Origin of the sequence: Streptomyces sp. PA03-1a (assembly GCF_033792805.1) — a bacterium.
GTDB lineage: Bacteria > Actinomycetota > Actinomycetes > Streptomycetales > Streptomycetaceae > Actinacidiphila.
Genome location: NZ_JARAVO010000244.1, coordinates 1 through 14,185 on the forward strand (window position 1 = coordinate 1; position 14,185 = coordinate 14,185).

13 protein-coding genes are annotated in these 14,185 nt (G+C 74.1%); 5 read left to right on the forward strand and 8 right to left on the reverse strand.

Annotation, left to right across the window (positions count from 1 at the left end; translation table 11 throughout):
* Positions 1–11: 11 nt before the first annotated feature.
* Positions 12–950: a GNAT family N-acetyltransferase gene (locus PV341_RS37230; protein ID WP_500360126.1), complete on the reverse strand. Its 939-nt coding sequence runs from the start codon at positions 948–950 to the stop codon at positions 12–14.
* Positions 951–1,030: 80 nt separating this feature from the next.
* Complete coding sequence (locus tag PV341_RS37235) at positions 1,031–2,161, reverse strand: hypothetical protein (protein ID WP_500328892.1); 1,131 nt, start codon at positions 2,159–2,161, stop codon at positions 1,031–1,033.
* A 308-nt stretch (positions 2,162–2,469) separates the two neighbouring features.
* On the opposite strand from PV341_RS37235, the gene PV341_RS37240 reads away from it, so the two are divergent.
* Positions 2,470–3,321: an NAD-dependent epimerase/dehydratase family protein gene (locus PV341_RS37240; protein ID WP_500360133.1), complete on the forward strand. Its 852-nt coding sequence runs from the start codon at positions 2,470–2,472 to the stop codon at positions 3,319–3,321.
* A complete protein-coding gene (locus PV341_RS37245) occupies positions 3,300–3,566 on the forward strand; it encodes a hypothetical protein (RefSeq protein ID WP_499509228.1) in 267 nt (88 codons plus the stop codon). The genes PV341_RS37240 and PV341_RS37245 overlap by 22 nt, the downstream gene beginning before the upstream one ends.
* 40 nt (positions 3,567–3,606) lie before the next feature.
* On the opposite strand, the gene PV341_RS37250 is transcribed toward PV341_RS37245, so the two are convergent.
* The 3 genes from PV341_RS37250 to PV341_RS37260 form a co-directional block, all read right to left on the reverse strand.
* Entirely contained in the window at positions 3,607–4,566 is a 960-nt protein-coding gene (locus PV341_RS37250; protein WP_500360127.1) for a GNAT family N-acetyltransferase, read from the reverse strand.
* 20 nt (positions 4,567–4,586) lie between these two features.
* Positions 4,587–5,366, reverse strand: a complete 780-nt coding sequence (locus PV341_RS37255) for a class I SAM-dependent methyltransferase (protein WP_500360128.1) — start codon at positions 5,364–5,366, stop codon at positions 4,587–4,589.
* A gap of 77 nt (positions 5,367–5,443) precedes the next feature.
* Positions 5,444–5,986, reverse strand: coding sequence for a hypothetical protein (locus PV341_RS37260; RefSeq protein ID WP_500328888.1), 543 nt, complete (start codon positions 5,984–5,986; stop codon positions 5,444–5,446).
* Between the two features lie 292 nt (positions 5,987–6,278).
* Between PV341_RS37260 and PV341_RS37265 the strand changes: the two genes are divergently transcribed.
* Together PV341_RS37265 and PV341_RS37270 are read left to right on the forward strand one after the other, a co-directional pair.
* Positions 6,279–7,304, forward strand: coding sequence for a terpene synthase family protein (locus PV341_RS37265; protein WP_500360129.1), 1,026 nt, complete (start codon positions 6,279–6,281; stop codon positions 7,302–7,304).
* A gap of 63 nt (positions 7,305–7,367) precedes the next feature.
* Entirely contained in the window at positions 7,368–10,016 is a 2,649-nt protein-coding gene (locus tag PV341_RS37270) for a tetratricopeptide repeat protein (RefSeq protein WP_500360130.1), read from the forward strand.
* A gap of 23 nt (positions 10,017–10,039) precedes the next feature.
* Here the strand turns inward: PV341_RS37270 and PV341_RS37275 are convergent, their stop codons facing one another.
* The gene (locus PV341_RS37275) at positions 10,040–11,617 is read right to left on the reverse strand and encodes an aldehyde dehydrogenase (NADP(+)) (protein ID WP_500360131.1); all 1,578 of its coding nucleotides are present in this window, start codon (positions 11,615–11,617) and stop codon (positions 10,040–10,042) included.
* A gap of 1 nt (position 11,618) precedes the next feature.
* Positions 11,619–12,248 carry a cysteine hydrolase family protein gene (locus tag PV341_RS37280; RefSeq protein ID WP_500328884.1) on the reverse strand — a complete coding sequence of 210 codons (630 nt, stop codon included), beginning with the start codon at positions 12,246–12,248 and terminating at the stop codon, positions 11,619–11,621.
* A 121-nt stretch (positions 12,249–12,369) separates the two neighbouring features.
* Between PV341_RS37280 and PV341_RS37285 the strand changes: the two genes are divergently transcribed.
* Positions 12,370–12,822 (forward strand): lipocalin-like domain-containing protein, encoded by a 453-nt coding sequence (locus tag PV341_RS37285; RefSeq protein WP_500328883.1) that lies wholly within the window; start codon positions 12,370–12,372, stop codon positions 12,820–12,822.
* Between the two features lie 66 nt (positions 12,823–12,888).
* Here the strand turns inward: PV341_RS37285 and PV341_RS37290 are convergent, their stop codons facing one another.
* Positions 12,889–14,163 carry an MFS transporter gene (locus PV341_RS37290; RefSeq protein ID WP_500360132.1) on the reverse strand — a complete coding sequence of 425 codons (1,275 nt, stop codon included), beginning with the start codon at positions 14,161–14,163 and terminating at the stop codon, positions 12,889–12,891.
* Positions 14,164–14,185: the final 22 nt, after the last annotated feature.

Below are 14,185 nucleotides of genomic sequence, written 5' to 3' on the forward strand. Positions count from 1 at the left end.
GCCCGCCCCGCTCACGCCCGAGCGGCAGCAGGCAGCGTCACTTCCCAGGTGTCCACCGCGAAGTGCAGGCCCATGCCGTGCGCGGTGTACAGGCGCAGGGCCCCCGTGGTGTTGTCGGTGTCCACGCCCAGGCCGAGGGTGTCGCGGCCGCGGGCGGCGTAGACCCCGAAGGCGTGGCGCAGCAGGTGGCCGGCGATGCCCCGGCCCCGCGCCTCCTTGCGCACCCCGAGGCTGCGGATCCACGCCATGGCCGCGCGGTCGTCACGGGTCAGTGCCACGCCGACGTCCCCCGCGCCCTCCAGCGAGGCGATCCACACCAGGGACCAGTCGATGCCAGAGCCGAGGTCGTCCAGCCACTGCGGGTAGGTGCGCCGCTGGTGGTCGAAGTGTTCCGCGAAGGTCTCCTGAAGGAGTTCGTGTGCGCGGCGTCGGTCGACCTCCTCCGTGCAGTCGCGCAGCGTCAGCCCGGGCGGCGGCTCGGGGACGGTGTCCGCGGCGGCGGACAGCGGGCGGGTCAGCACGTGGTAGCGCCGTACGGCCTTCCAGCCGCGCCGCGTCAGACGGGACGTGTCCATGGTGGGCGCGGTGTTCAGGGCGAGATGGACGACGGCCCGGGCCACGCCGTTCTCCGCGGCGCGCCCGGCGGCCCGGTTCTGCAGGAGGTCCAGCAGCCGCTCCCCGGCCTCCTGGTGCGCGGGCAGGACGTAGTGGTCGACGTCGATGCGTTCGGCACCGGAGTCGTCCCACAGGAGCCCGAACGCGACGGGCGCGCCGTCCTCGAAGACCAGCCAGGAGTTGCGTTCCAGGTCGGCCTCGGGGTGGACCAGTGACGACTCGACGGTCCCCAGGTCGGTCTCGGGCTGCCCGAGCTCCACGACGTCGACGGCGTTGAGCAACTCGCAGATGACGGAGGCGTCCTCGGGGACGGCGGGGCGCACGGTGAGGGGCATGCCGCAACTGTCGGTACCGGTGCCGGCCCCGCGCAAATGTTTTTCGCGGCGGAGCCGGTCCGGCGGGGACGGTGCCCGCGTCAGGCGTCGGCGGCCTCGGTCGCCGGACGGCCGGCTTCGGCGTCGGGCTCGGCATCTGCGTTGCGCTGGGCGGGGACGCTGACGTCCACGGCCCCGCCGGTCTCCTCCGCCGCGTCGGCGTCCTCGGCGGTGGGCACGGACGGCGTGGCCGGTACGGTCCGTACGGCCGTTGCGGCCACCGCGATCCCCGTCGGCACGGCGGGCGCCATGACGTCGAGGTCGGCGTCGTCGGGCCGGCGGTCGCGGCGGACGTCGCCGACGATCAGGGCCACCACCGCCGCGGAACCGACGAACTCCAGCAGGCTCTGCGAGGTGTCCACGGCGGTCACGGGCATCGTGCCGACCGCGTAGCCCCACAGCTCCGTGAAGGCCGACGGCATCATGAAGAGCGACAGGCCCACCGAGAAGCCCGGGGCGGTGGGCCGCCGCCGGGCCGCGAGCAGCATGCCGGCCCCGCACAGCACGGTCAGGCACACCCACTGGTACGGCGACGGCACCGCGAGGATCGCCCGCCCGCTGCCCTTGCCGACGATCAGGTCGCTGAGCACGCCCGGCCCGACCTGAACGGCCGTCACCGCGTTCCGGCCGATGTAGAAGACGTTGAGCACCGCGAGCAGCAGCCCGGAGGCGGTGGCCGTCACCTTCACCGGGCGGATGCCGCCCGTCACCGAGTCCGCGGCGGCGGCGGCCTCGTACTCCATGTGCCGGGCGAGCAGGAGGAGCCCTCCCAGGATGAGCGTGAGCACCACGGCGAGGACGGCGGTGCTGCCCACGGCGTTCAGCGAGGCACCCTTCAGGGTGCCGAACCACGGGTCGGACGGCGAGTCGAGCAGCAGGTACCAGACCGCGGGGAGGCGGAAGCCGAGCGTCACGGTGCACGCGGTCACCAGCAGGCCGCCCGCGCCGCGGGTGCGGAACAGCGCCGCCAGACCGGCGCAGAGCTGCAGCGCCGCCAGGCCGAGGTCGAGCGAGGAGGTCGCCGACAGCCCCGGCACCCACCCGGTGGTCCACAGCGACCAGGCGCCCGGCAGGCCGCGGACAACGATGTCGTAGAGCAGCCAGAACGCCGTCTGGGCGAACAGCGCGAGGCTGAGCAAGGCCACGGCTATCCGCACTTGATTGATCGACATCCCCGGACGGTTCACGGCGCGCTGTCCCCTCGACGGCCAAACGTGGTTGAGTTCACAACTACCCAATGACGGAGCAGAGCATAAACGGTCCCCCATGGGCCCGCGCCAATCCGCCCCCGGCGTGCCCGCCTTGCGGAACCGCACGGGAACGTCACGCCAACGGAAAGTGAATGACACCTCGTCAGGGCAGTCCGTCACCGGCTCATGGATGAGCTGGTGCGCGACGGAACGGGCCTTGTGTGACGGGGAGTTGGCCATGAGGCGGGAGCGCTGGCGATCACCGCGCGGCGGGCACCATCGGCTCCGTGGTGCGCGCCGGACTGCGCGGGGAGACGGCACGGCTGGTCCTGCTCGACCGGGTCCCGCTGGTCGCGGAAGCCGCGAACGAGGAGGTGCACACCGTCGACCTGCAGGACGCCGACGCCGTGCGGTCCGACTTGGTGGGCGTCGACCGGGTCCTGCACCTCGGCGGCATCCCCGACGAGGCCCCGTTGGCCGACCTCCTGGAGGTCAACGTCCTCGGCACCCACCACGTCCTGGAAGCCGCCCGGCGGGGTGGCATCCGCCGCGTCGTGCCGACCGGGAGCAACCGCGTCACCGGTTTCCACCCCGCCGGGCAACGCACCGCCCCGGACGAACCGGTGCGCCCCGACGGCCTGTACGGGGTCAGCAAGGCGGCCGTCGAGGCGCTGGGACGGCTCTACGCCGACAAGTTCGGGCTCTGCGTCATCTGCCTGCAGCATCGGCAGCTTCGAGGCGGAACCCGGCGAGCGCCGCCACCTGGCGACCTGGCTCAGCCACCGCGACGCCGTCGGCTGGACCCGGGCCGCGCTCACCGCGCCGCCCGGCGTGCGCTACGCCACGGCGCGTCTCCGCCAACACCCGCCGCTTCTGGGAACTCCCGGCCCCGTCGGTGCTCGACTGCACCCCCGTCGACGACCCCGAGCAGCACGCCTCGCGCCTCACCGCCGCGGACGGCGACGCCGTACCGGACCCCGCCGTGCCCCAGGGCGGCCCGTACGCCCTGCCCGAGGTCACGCTCGCGCACCTTCGGCGCCGACCCGGAAGAATGTTGTCAGAGGCCTGTGATGGGATACCGGGGAACACCGCAGCCACCATCCCCGGGGAGAACACGCCCATGCCTCAGTACCCTTCGCTGACCCACGCCCTGGCGGAGGCGCTCGTGGACGTCACCTGGTTCATCGACGGCACGGACGACGAACAGATGGACGAGGACGACGCCGTGACGGCACTGGAGGGCGTCGCGGCCGTGGTGGACCGCATGTCGGAAGCACAGCGGGCCGAGTTGCTCGACGTGCTCGAGGCGATGGCGGCAGCCGAGGCCGACCCCCGGCGCCGCGCGTTCCTGGAGACGTTCCCGGAGGACTTCGGCGTCGTCGAGTGACCACCCCGGGCGCCTCCTCGGCGCGGGCCGCCGTGCGAGGTCAGCCCCGCAGCAGCCGCGGGTCGAGGAGGCGGTGCAGCCGGTGGGCGACGGGACGGAATCCGCGACGCGGCCAGAACACCGAGGACAGCGGGTTCGCCGCCCGCCAGTCCGTCACGCACACGCGGAACCCGCGCCGGGCGGCGTCCGCGAAGGCGTGCTCGGTGAGCCGGCGCCCCACACCGCTGCCGCGGTGCTCCGGAACGGTCGCGGCGAGGAGCAGTTCGACCGAGCCGCGCGGCGTCGTCAGCGAGACCTCGTCGTCGGGCACCGGCCGCATGACGCAGAAGCCACGGACCCCTTCCGGCCCCTCGGCGAGCCAGTACGACACGGCCGGGTCCTCCAGCAGCTCCAAGTGGCCCGGGCGCAGACCCTCGTAGAAGGACGGCTCGATGAAGGCGAAGACCGGCGGCCCCGCGTGCGCGTCGGCGACCAGGCGGAACAGCGGCTCCAGCGCGGCGAGGTCCGACGGCCCCGCGGCGCGCACGTCGTCGTGGCGGACGGCCGCCTCCGTCGCCAGGTCCGTCACGGCGTGGACCTGCTCGTACGCGAAGCACTGCGACAGCCAGACCGGCAGGTCGCCGGCGGCCGCGACGGCGTAGTGGTGCAGCCGCCCGTCGGCGAGCCATGGACCCGACAGGTCCGCGTAGAGCCCGCGCAGTACGTCCCCGTCGCGTGCCGCGTAGTGCCCGGGGCCCGTCCAGACGTGCCGTCCCCGGCCGTCGTCGCCGGGTACGGCGAGGAGGTACCCGGCGGGCGTGCCGTCCGCCGTCTCCGCGACCGCGCCCCGCGCGCCCTGCGCCCAGGCGTCCCGCAGCAGGGCCGCGCAGGCGGCCGGTTCGGTGAAACCCGGGTCGAGCGCGACGTCCCGGGCGAGGTCGCGGCGGTGGCGGGCGGCGAGCAGGCCGGCCGCGGCATCGACGTCGGACTCGGCGAACGGCCTGGTGGTCGGCGCGATCACGGGTGTACTCCTTCCGGTGGTCAGCCCTTGCGGGCCTCGATCAGATAGCGCTGCGAGTACGCCACGAAGGGCCCGTGCCGCTCCATGAAGTCGTGCAGCCGCGCCAGCTGCTCGCGATAGGCGTCCACCGTGAAGCCGGGCACGATCCAGATGACCTTGCGCAGGAAGTGGACCACGGCGGCGATGTCGTGGAACTCCATGCGCAGCGCCTCCTGGCGCAGGTCCACGACCTCCAGGCCCGCCGCTTCGGCGCGTGCGGTGGCCTCGACCCCGCTGGAGCCGGCCGTGGTCGTGAAGGGGTCCCGTGTGTGCGTGGCGACCGGCCGGGGCCCCATCAGGTAGTCCGTCAGCTCCCGCACCGAGCCGGCGCCGACCTGCTGGGACAGGTAGGTGCCCCGGGGACGCAGTACCCGGCGCACCTCGTCCCAGCGGGTCACCACCGGATGCCGGCTGACGACCAGGTCGAAGTGGCCGTCGGGGAAGGGCAGGTCGGCCGTGTCGTCGGCCTCGACGACGGTGGCGCCGAAGGGCGCCAGGTTGCGGCGGGCGATCTCCAGGTTGGGCGCCCAGGACTCCGTCGCCGCGACCACCGGCGGGGCGGTGGGCACGGTCGCCAGGACCTCCCCGCCGCCGGTCTGGATGTCGAGCACGGCCTCGGCCCGCGCCGTCCGCTCGGCGAGGAGCCCGCTGTAGCCCCAGGACGGGCGCTCCTCGGTGGCGCGGCCGGTGAACCAGGAGAAGTCCCATCCCTCGGTCGGGACGGCCTCCCCTTCGGCGAGGAGATCTTGGAACGTGGACATGGGCGCGAGGATGGCAGAAGCACCGGGCGGAACGCATCCGGATTACGCCGGGCCCGGCGCCGCCCGGCGGTGCGCCGTCAGCAGCCGGACGCCAGGGGGGTGAAGGACATCGGGGTGCCCTCCTCGGCGCCGACGGCCGTGCCGTAGGTCGTGGCGTCCACCTTGTACCAGACGTCGTCGCGGATGCGGTCGCCGCCGACGTCGTCCAGTTCGACGCACCAGCGTTCCGCGGACACCACACGGGTGTAGGACTCGGTGCCCTGCTGGACCTTGCGGCAGTCCTGGTAGTGCTCGGTGGTGTACCAGGTCCGGGTCGACTTGCGCTTGCCTGAACCCTTCGAGGAGGTGTGCTTCACCCGCCGGGTGCGGTCGGTGCACCGCTGCACCATGTGGGGGCGCCGCGCGGGGGCCGTCCTGCGCGCCACGTGCCGGTGGTCGTCCAGCGCCCCGGTGACGGGCGGGTCCGCCTTCGCCACTGGGGTGCGGGTGCCGGCGGAAGCGGCGGCCGACGCTCCGGATCCGGCCACGGCGCCGGAGTCCGGGCTCCCGCAGGCACCCAGCAGGGCGGCCAGGAGCACGGCGGCCACGGCGGCGGAGTACGGACGGCGGTGTCTGTGCACTTCTCTCCTCGATGAACGTGAACGTGGACACGAAGGCGAACGCGAAGGCGAACGCGAAGGCGAACGCGAAGGCGAACGCGAACGCGAACGGTGCGGGCGGTCGGTGCCCGCCCGGATCATGACGCATCGTGGACGGCCCGGGTTCCCGTCAGCCCGGTTTCGACGGAGCTCTGACGCCGGCTGCCCGTTCCGGGCGTCCGGAAGTCGAACGCTGGGTAGGAACCGGGACGGGGATGGCTGGAAGTCGTAGTCCTTGCCCGGGTCGCCGACGGCCCGGGAAGGGGGGAATCCGGTGGGGAAGACATCTGCGTTCGTTCGTATCGACGGCCCGGGGGGACGGGCCGCGCACAGCGGGACCGCACGGGGCCGGGCCGGGGGGCCCGTCCGCGTACCGGGCCCGTCGCTCCTCAACCCCGGCCTGCGGCAGGTGGAGCCGCACGTCATGGCCTGGGCGCGGCGGGCCGGGTTGCTGTCCGCGCCGGCCTCGGGGCAGGCCGGCCGGGAACGGCAGGCCGCCATGGCCGCGCACGTGTGGCCATGGGCGACCCCGGCCCGTCTGACGGAGCTGGCCCGGCTGACGCTGTGGATGTTCGCCGTCGACGACGGCAGCGACGTGGGCCCGTCCACGGGGACCGGCGCGGAACTGGAGGCCATGGCACGCGCCGTCGGCGGCTGCGGGTGGGAGGTCCCCGCGTCGGCGCCGCCGGCCGTCCGCGTCCTGGGCGAACTCCTGCCGCGGGTGACCGGCGCCATGGGGCCCGCCTGGGGCGACCGTTTCCGCCGTCACCTGCTCGGGTGGATCCGTACCAACCAGGACATGATCAGGATCCGCGCCGGCGACGAGGTGCCCACCCCCGAGGCCTACATCGCCTGGCGGCGGGTCTCCGGCGCGACCGGCTGGTGCTTCGACCTCATCGAGTACGCCCAGGAGGCGGAACTGCCCCCGGCGATCTGGTTCTCGCCGGCCTGCCGCGTGCTGCGCGAGGCCGCCGCCGACGTCATCGGCTGGACCAACGACCTGTTCTCGGTGGAGAAGGAGCTGCGCTCGGGGGAGACCACCAACCTGGTCCTCGTCCTGCGCCACCACCACGGCCTGACGCTGGACGAGGCGATCGACGAGACACGGCTGTGGCACGCCCGCCGCGTCGCCTGCCTGCGCACCGCGACACGCGACCTGTACGCCACCGCCCTCGCGACCGACCTCACCCCGGGGCAGCTGGCCGCGGTCTGCCAGTACGCGGACGGCATCCACGCCTGGGCCCGCGGCTTCCTCGACTTCTCCCTGGCCTCCGCCCGCTACCGTGCCCCCGGTGGGTAGCCGGCGGCGCCACCGGGAATGCACCACGGCAGGGGAGCACCGGGGGGAACGGGAGAGTACGCGATGGCTGCCGGGAGGGACCGCGCCACAGGCGCGGCCGGTTACCTGTTCAGGGTGTTCTCCGGTCTGGCCCGGCCCGCCCTGACCCTGCTGTTCGGCCCGGCGGGAGCGGTCGCCGGGGCGGCGACGGAGACCGTGGCCGCCTCGGGAGGCAGGGCGCTGGAGCAGTCGGCGGGCCGCAGACGGGCGCTGCCGGGCCTGCTGCGGATCTCCCGGCGCGGCACGGCGCCGCTGGTGGCGGACGTCGACGACCCCATCGGTCTCGGCGTCCACCCGGCCGCACCGGGCGGCGGCGGGACGGCCGGCTTCGGCCGTGTCCCGGTGTTCGTCGGGCGGGACGCCATGCCGCAGGCGGAGGCGGTGCTCAGCGGGGGACAGGGATTCCTGCTGCTGGTGGGGGACTCCACGGCGGGCAAGACGCGCCTGGCCTACGAGGTGGTGCGCAAGCACTTCCCGCGCTACCGGCTGGTCGTTCCGGACAGTCGTGAGGCGATGGTCGCCCTCGCGGACACCGTGCCACGGCTGAAGCAGGCCGTGGTGTGGCTGGACGACCTGGAGAACTACCTCGGCGCGGGCGGGCTGACGGCAGGTCACGTACAGCGGCTGCTGGAGGCCGGGCCGGCGCGGGTCGCCGTCGTGGCGACCATGAGCGCACGTCAGCACATCCGCTTCGGCGCCCGCTCGGCCGCCGACGACGAGCCCGGCGGTGACGTGCTGCGCTCGGGGCGCGAGGTGCTGCGGCTGGCCTCGGTCGTGCGGGTGGACCGTACCTGGAGCGAGGCGGAGCTGGCGCGGGCCCGGCACCACACCGACGACCCGAGGATCAGGGCCGCCGTCAACGACGCCCGGTCCGGCAGCCGCGGGGTGGCCGAGTACCTCGCCGCGGCTCCCCAGTTGCTCGACGACTTCAGCAACGCGTGGGCGGCCGGTGCCCGTCCGCGGGCCGCCGCCCTCGTCGCAGGGGCCGTGGACGCCCGGCGCGCGGGTTACCACCAGCCGCTGCCCGAGGACGTGCTGCGCCGCCTGCACGAGATCCACCTGGACCTGCGCGGCGGCACCAGCCTGCGGCCGGAGGCGTGGGAAGAGGCGCTGCGCTGGGCCACCGCCCCCCTGCACGCCACCTCCAGCCTGCTGCTGCCCCGCGACGACGGCGCCTACCTGGCCTTCGACTACCTGCACCAGACCCTGGACGAGCAGGTGCCGCCGCCGCGCATCCCGGACGCCGTGTGGGAGATCCTCATCGACCACGCCGACCCGGTGCGCGCCCTGGACATCGGCGCGACCGCCTACCAGCGCGGCGACCTGCACCACGCCATGGCCGCCTTCGACAAGGCCGGTGCCGACCCCGGGCAGTTGCCCCGGCAGTGGTACGCCACGTGCGTGGGGGAGGCCGGCGACCCCCGGCGCGCGGCGGACCTGTACCGCGAGCTGGTCGCGGAGGCCGAGCGGCGCGGCGGCCCCGACGTCAAGGAGACGCTGGAGAACCGCAACTCCCACGCCCGCTACGTCGGCATGGCCGGCCACCCCGCCGAGGCCGTCGACCTGCTGCGCGGCGTCATCCAGGACCGCACGCGCGTCCTCGGCCGCGAGCACTCCCACACCCTCAACAGCCGCAACAACCTGGCGGTGTTCCTCGGCGAGACCGGACGGCTCGAGGAAGCGGTCGCCGAGTACCAGTCCGTGCTGGCCGACCGGACCCGCCTGCTGGGCGCCGACCACCCGCACACCCTCAGCAGCCGGTACGGCTACGCCTACCTGCTCGGCGACGCCGGCCGCCCCGGACAGGCCGCCCGGCTCTTCGACAGCCTGGTCGCCGACCGGTCACGCACCCAGGGCCCGTACCACCCCTACACCCTCAACAACCGCCGCCACCACGCCCACTTCCTCGGCGAGGCGGGGCATGCCGCCCGCGCCGCCGGGCTGTTCGGGGAACTCCTCCAGGACTGCCTGAAGGTCCTCGACCCGCTCCACCCGGACACCCTCGCCTCCCGCCACGGCCACGCCCGTTTCCTGGGCGAGGCCGGCGACCCCGGCCGCGCATCGGCACTGCTCAGCGACCTGATCGAGGACGGCCGCGGAGGCGCCGTGCACGGGCCGGACAGCCCGATCCCGCTGCTGTGGCGGCGCTACCAGGCGCTCTTCCTCAGCGAGGCCGGGGCGGCCGAGGAGGCCGTACGGCTCCTCGGCGCGCTGTTGACCGAGAGCGCCGAGATCCTCGACGACGGGCACCCCCAGCTGTTCGCTGTCCGTGCCGCCCACGCCCGCTGTGTCCTGAGGGCGGGCCGGGCGGCCGAGGCGACGGCCCGGTACGAACAGCTCGTCGACGACTGCCGCGAGCGCCTGGGCGACGACCACCCCCAGACGCTCACCGCACGCGGCGGGCGTGCCCGCTGCCTGGCCGCCACCGGCCGTCACGGCGAGGCCGCGGACCTGCTGGAGATCCTCGTCCAGGACCGCACCCGCGTCCTCGGTGACGACCATCCCTCCACCCTCAACAGCCGTAACGCCCACGCCTGTTCGGTCGGCGCGGCGGGCGACGCCCCACGCGCCGCCCGGCTGCTGCGCCAGGTCCTCCAGGACCGTGTGCGCCACCTCGGCGAGGACCACCCCTGGATCGCCCGTACCCGGGAGGAACTCGCCCGCTTCCCGTGACCGGGCCTGCCGCTCCCGGCGGGTCAGTCGCGGGTGACGTGCCCGTCTACCAGCCGCCACAGCCCCAGCGGGTTGGCCGGGACCAGCGCCTTGGGGAGCAGCGCGTCCGGGAAGCCCTGGTAGGTGACGGGCCGCAGGAAGCGGTCGATCGCGCTCATGCCGACCGAGGTGAAGCGGCTGTCGGTGGTGGCCGGGAACGGGCCTCCGTGGATGGTGGCGTGGCCGACCTCCTGCGGGTGGGCGAAGGCGTTCACCACGATCCGGCCGGTGCGGCGCTCCAGGACCGGCAGCAGGCGCGCGGCCTGCGGGTGGTCCTCCTCCTCGAGGTGCATCGTCGCCGACAGCTGGCCGCGGAAGCTCCGGGCCACCTCGGTAATCTGCTCGACGCCGGACAGCCGGACCAGCAGCGCTGCCGGTCCGAAGACCTCCTCGGCCAGGGCGGTTTCGGCCAGGAACCGGTCGCCGTCGACCTCGAGGAGCTGCGCGCGGCCCTCGAAGGCGCCCTCGGGCTCCGGGCCCACCGTCACGGTCGTGGCCCCGGAGTCGCGCAGGCGCCGCGCCCCGCGGCCGTACGCGTCGTGGATGCCGGGGGTGAGCATCGTCCGTGCGCCCATCGCGCCCACCCGTGCCGCGGCTGCCTCGCGCATCGCGGCGTAACCCGGACCGTCGACGGCGAGCAGCACGGCCGGCTTCAGGCAGGCCTGGCCGACGTTGACGAGCATGCGCTCGGCGAAGCCGTCGCCGATCTCGCCGCCGCGCGCCGCCAGCGCCGCTGGCAGGACGAAGGTCGGGTTGACGCTGGTCATCTCCGCGAAGACCGGGATCGGGTCGGGTCGCAGCTGGGCCCGCCGGTACAGGGCCATGCCACCGCCTTCGGAGCCGGTGAAGGTGACGGCCTTGACCAGCGGATGGTCCACCAGGGCCTCGCCGATCGCGTTGCCGGCCCCCCGGACCATCGAGAACACGCCCTCGTGCAGCCCGGAATCGGCGACGGCGCCCTGGATGACGCGCCCCTGCAGCTCCGAGGCGCCGGGGTGGGCGTTGTGGGCCTTGAGGATCACCGGGCAGCCCGCCGCGAGAGCGGCGGCGGTGTCGCCGCCCGCGACCGAGTACGAGATCGGGAAGTTGCTGGCGCCGAAGACGGCCACCGGGCCGATACCGATCTTCTGCATGCGGTGGTCCATGCGCGGCCGGGGCTGCCGCTCCGGCTGGGCCGGGTCGACGGCGGCCTGCCGGAACCGGCCCTGCCGGACGACGTCGGCGAACTGCCGGAACTGCCCTGCGGACTTGACCGCCTCGGCTTCCAGCTGCGCGGCCGGAAGGCCCGTTTCCAGGGCTGCCCGCTCGGCCAGTTCGCCCTTGATCCCCTCGAGCCGGTCCGCGATCAGTTCGAGGAACGCGGCGCGCTCCGCGAGGCCGGTGCGGTTGTAGGTGTCGTAGGCCTCGTCGGCCAGGCGGGCGGCGCGGTCGACCTCGGCCGCCCCGCCGAGCGCGAACTCCGGTCCGACCAGTTCGCCGGTCGCCGGGTCGAGGGCCTTCATCGTGCCTTCGGACGCGGGGATGGACGACGCGCCTATCAGCATCTCTCCGGTCAGTCGCATGTCAGTGGTCTCCGTTCTCCAGGGTCTTGAGCAGGTCGGCGGTGGTGGTGATGGAGTGGGCGTAGGTGGGGCCGTTGAGTTCGTGGGCGGCGTGCATCATCTCCGGGCGGTAGGCCGCGGTGGCGTCGCGGACGAGCGTCACGTGGTAGCCGAGCTCCATGGCGAAGCGGCCGGTGGACTCGATGCAGGTGTTGGCGAGCAGGCCGATGACGATCACGTGCGTGATGCCGTGCTGCTTGAGCCGGAAGTCCAGGTCGGTGTTGGCGAACCCGCTCTGCGACCAGTGCTCCTGGATGACCACCTCGCCGTCGGCGGGCCGGAAGTCGGGGTGGAACTCGCCTCCCCAGGTGCCGAGGGCGAAGGTGTGCCGCTCCTGGATGATGCGGTGCGTGGGGTTGGGGTGCTCCCAGTCCTCGTAGTCACCCTCCTGCCAGCGGCGGTGGGGGACGAAGAAGACCTTCTGGCCCGCCGCGCGCCCCGCGCCGACGACGGCGCGGAGGTTGTCGAGCAGGCCGACCTCGGTGGCGACGCCCTCCAGCGCGGGCCAGACCTTGCCGCCCTCCGACAGGAAGTCGTTGTAGGGGTCGACCAGCAGGATCGCGGTGCGCGTGGGGTCGTAGGTGTCGGTCATGACGGGCCCTTTCCAATCTGGATTACTTGCATCATCCTCATTTCTCATTCAGGATTACTCTCGTCATCCTGAAAGTCAAGGACGGCGCCCCGGGCGCCCGGCACGTGAGCGAGGTACGGCGATGACCCCCGATGAACTGCGCACATCCCTGATCGGCGCCTGGCGCCTGATGTCCTACGAGGCCACCGACGTCGGGACCGGGGAGGTCGTCGAGCCCTTCGGGCCGCGGCCCCGGGGACTGATCACGTACGGGCCGGAGGGCCACATGGCGGCCCAGATCATGCGGGTCGGGCGGCCGGGCTTCCGCCACGGGCGGCTCGAGGAAGGGCTGCCGGAGGAGCTGGCCGCGGCGGCCGCGGGCTACCTCGCGTACGCCGGCACCTTCGAGGTCCCGGCGGGGGACACGGTCGTCCACCACGTCGAGCTGAGCCTGTTCCCCAACTGGGTGGGCGGTTCCCAGACGCGGATCGCCGACCTGGACGGGCGCAGGCTCCGGCTGAGCCTGCCCGGTGCCGCCAGGATCTGGGGGGCGCTGCGCACCGGCGTCCTGACCTGGGAGCGCGACGGACGGTAGTGGCGGCCCCCGGGAAGCGGGGGTGCGGAGCGCGGGCGGTGGGGCCCGCGCTCCGAGGGGGTGTGGCTATCGCCGCAGGGCGGGAGCGGTGGCGGTGTCCGCGTCGGCCTGTCCGGGCTCGGCGTCGTCGCCGTGCCGGGGGCCGGTGTGGCGGGCGCGGAGGCCGTGCCAGGCGAGAGTGAGGCCCGCGAGGAGCAGGAAGCCCAGGCCGCCCGCCACCACGCCGCGCCAGCCGAAGGCGGAGAAGAGCACCCCGGCGACGGCGGAACCGGTGGCGCCGCCACCGAAGACCGCGAACATGTACACCGTGTTGAGCCGCCCCCGGATCTCCGGCCCGGCGGTGAAGATGCGGGCCTGGTTCGCTATCTGGCCGCTCGTCACCCCGTAGCCGAGGAGGTTGCAGCCGACGGCGAGGACGACGAGCGACCGCCCCGCGACCCCGAAGAGCACGAAGGCGGCCAGTGCCGAGGCGACGGCGAGGGCGTTGACCCCCAGCGGCCCCCACCGGTCGGTGAGCCGCCCCGAGTAGCGGGCGGCCAGGGCGCCCGGCACGCTGCACAGGCCGAGGAGGCCGACCACGGCGGGGCCCAGGCCGATCGGCGGCGCGGTGAGGTGGAAGGCGAGCGTGGACCAGAAGGCCGAGAAGGAGGCGAACGCCGTCGCCCCCAGCGCGGCCGACAGGCGCAACGGGGCGTGGACCACGAGCAGTCGGGGGAGCGAGGCGAGCAAGCTCCCGTAGCCGCCGGAGGCCGCCGCCCCCGGCGGGCGCCCGGCCGGCATGTAGCGGGGGAGGACCAGCAGCAGCGCCCCCGTGGCCGCCGCGGCGACGAGGAAGCCGGCCCGCCAGGTGCCCGCGGCCTCGGCGATGAGCCCGGAGGCGGTGCGCGAGAGCAGGGCGCCCATCGTCAGCCCCGTGCCGACCGCCCCCAGGACCCGCCCGGCCTGGCCGGGGGCGGCCATGGACGCGACCGTGGGCATGATCACCTGTGGGAGCACGGTGCTCGCCGAGAGCACGAGGGTCGCCATCCCCAGCAGGGCGACGGACGGAGCCAGGGCGCCCCCCAGGAGCGCGACGGCGGTCACCGCCAGCAGGACCCTGGACAGCCGGCGCAGCCGGGCCCGGTCCGCGAGCGGGACGACGGCCACGATCCCCAGCGCGTAGCCGATCTGTCCTGCCGTGGCCACGAGGCCGGCGGCGGAGGCGGAGATGCCGAAGCCGCGGGCGATCTGGTCGAGGAGGGGCTGGGTGAAGTAGATGTTGGCGACCGTGATCGCCGTCGCCGTGGCGAAGACGGGGAGGGTTCCCCGTTTGACGTCCGGGCGGGTTGCTGCGGTGGTCATGGGTCCTCGCTGAGGGTTCGCG

Bases quoted from the DNA above. Each gene is read 5' to 3' on its own strand.
- PV341_RS37230 (WP_500360126.1), bottom strand. From the start codon at position 950: ATGCCCCTCACCGTGCGCCCCGCCGTCCCCGAGGACGCCTCCGTCATC.
- PV341_RS37235 (WP_500328892.1), bottom strand. From the start codon at position 2,161: ATGTCGATCAATCAAGTGCGGATAGCCGTGGCCTTGCTCAGCCTCGCG.
- PV341_RS37245 (WP_499509228.1), top strand. From the start codon at position 3,300: ATGCCTCAGTACCCTTCGCTGACCCACGCCCTGGCGGAGGCGCTCGTG.
- PV341_RS37255 (WP_500360128.1), bottom strand. From the start codon at position 5,366: ATGTCCACGTTCCAAGATCTCCTCGCCGAAGGGGAGGCCGTCCCGACC.
- PV341_RS37270 (WP_500360130.1), top strand. From the start codon at position 7,368: ATGGCTGCCGGGAGGGACCGCGCCACAGGCGCGGCCGGTTACCTGTTC.
- PV341_RS37275 (WP_500360131.1), bottom strand. From the start codon at position 11,617: ATGCGACTGACCGGAGAGATGCTGATAGGCGCGTCGTCCATCCCCGCG.
- PV341_RS37280 (WP_500328884.1), bottom strand. From the start codon at position 12,248: ATGACCGACACCTACGACCCCACGCGCACCGCGATCCTGCTGGTCGAC.
- PV341_RS37285 (WP_500328883.1), top strand. From the start codon at position 12,370: ATGACCCCCGATGAACTGCGCACATCCCTGATCGGCGCCTGGCGCCTG.
- PV341_RS37290 (WP_500360132.1), bottom strand. From the start codon at position 14,163: ATGACCACCGCAGCAACCCGCCCGGACGTCAAACGGGGAACCCTCCCC.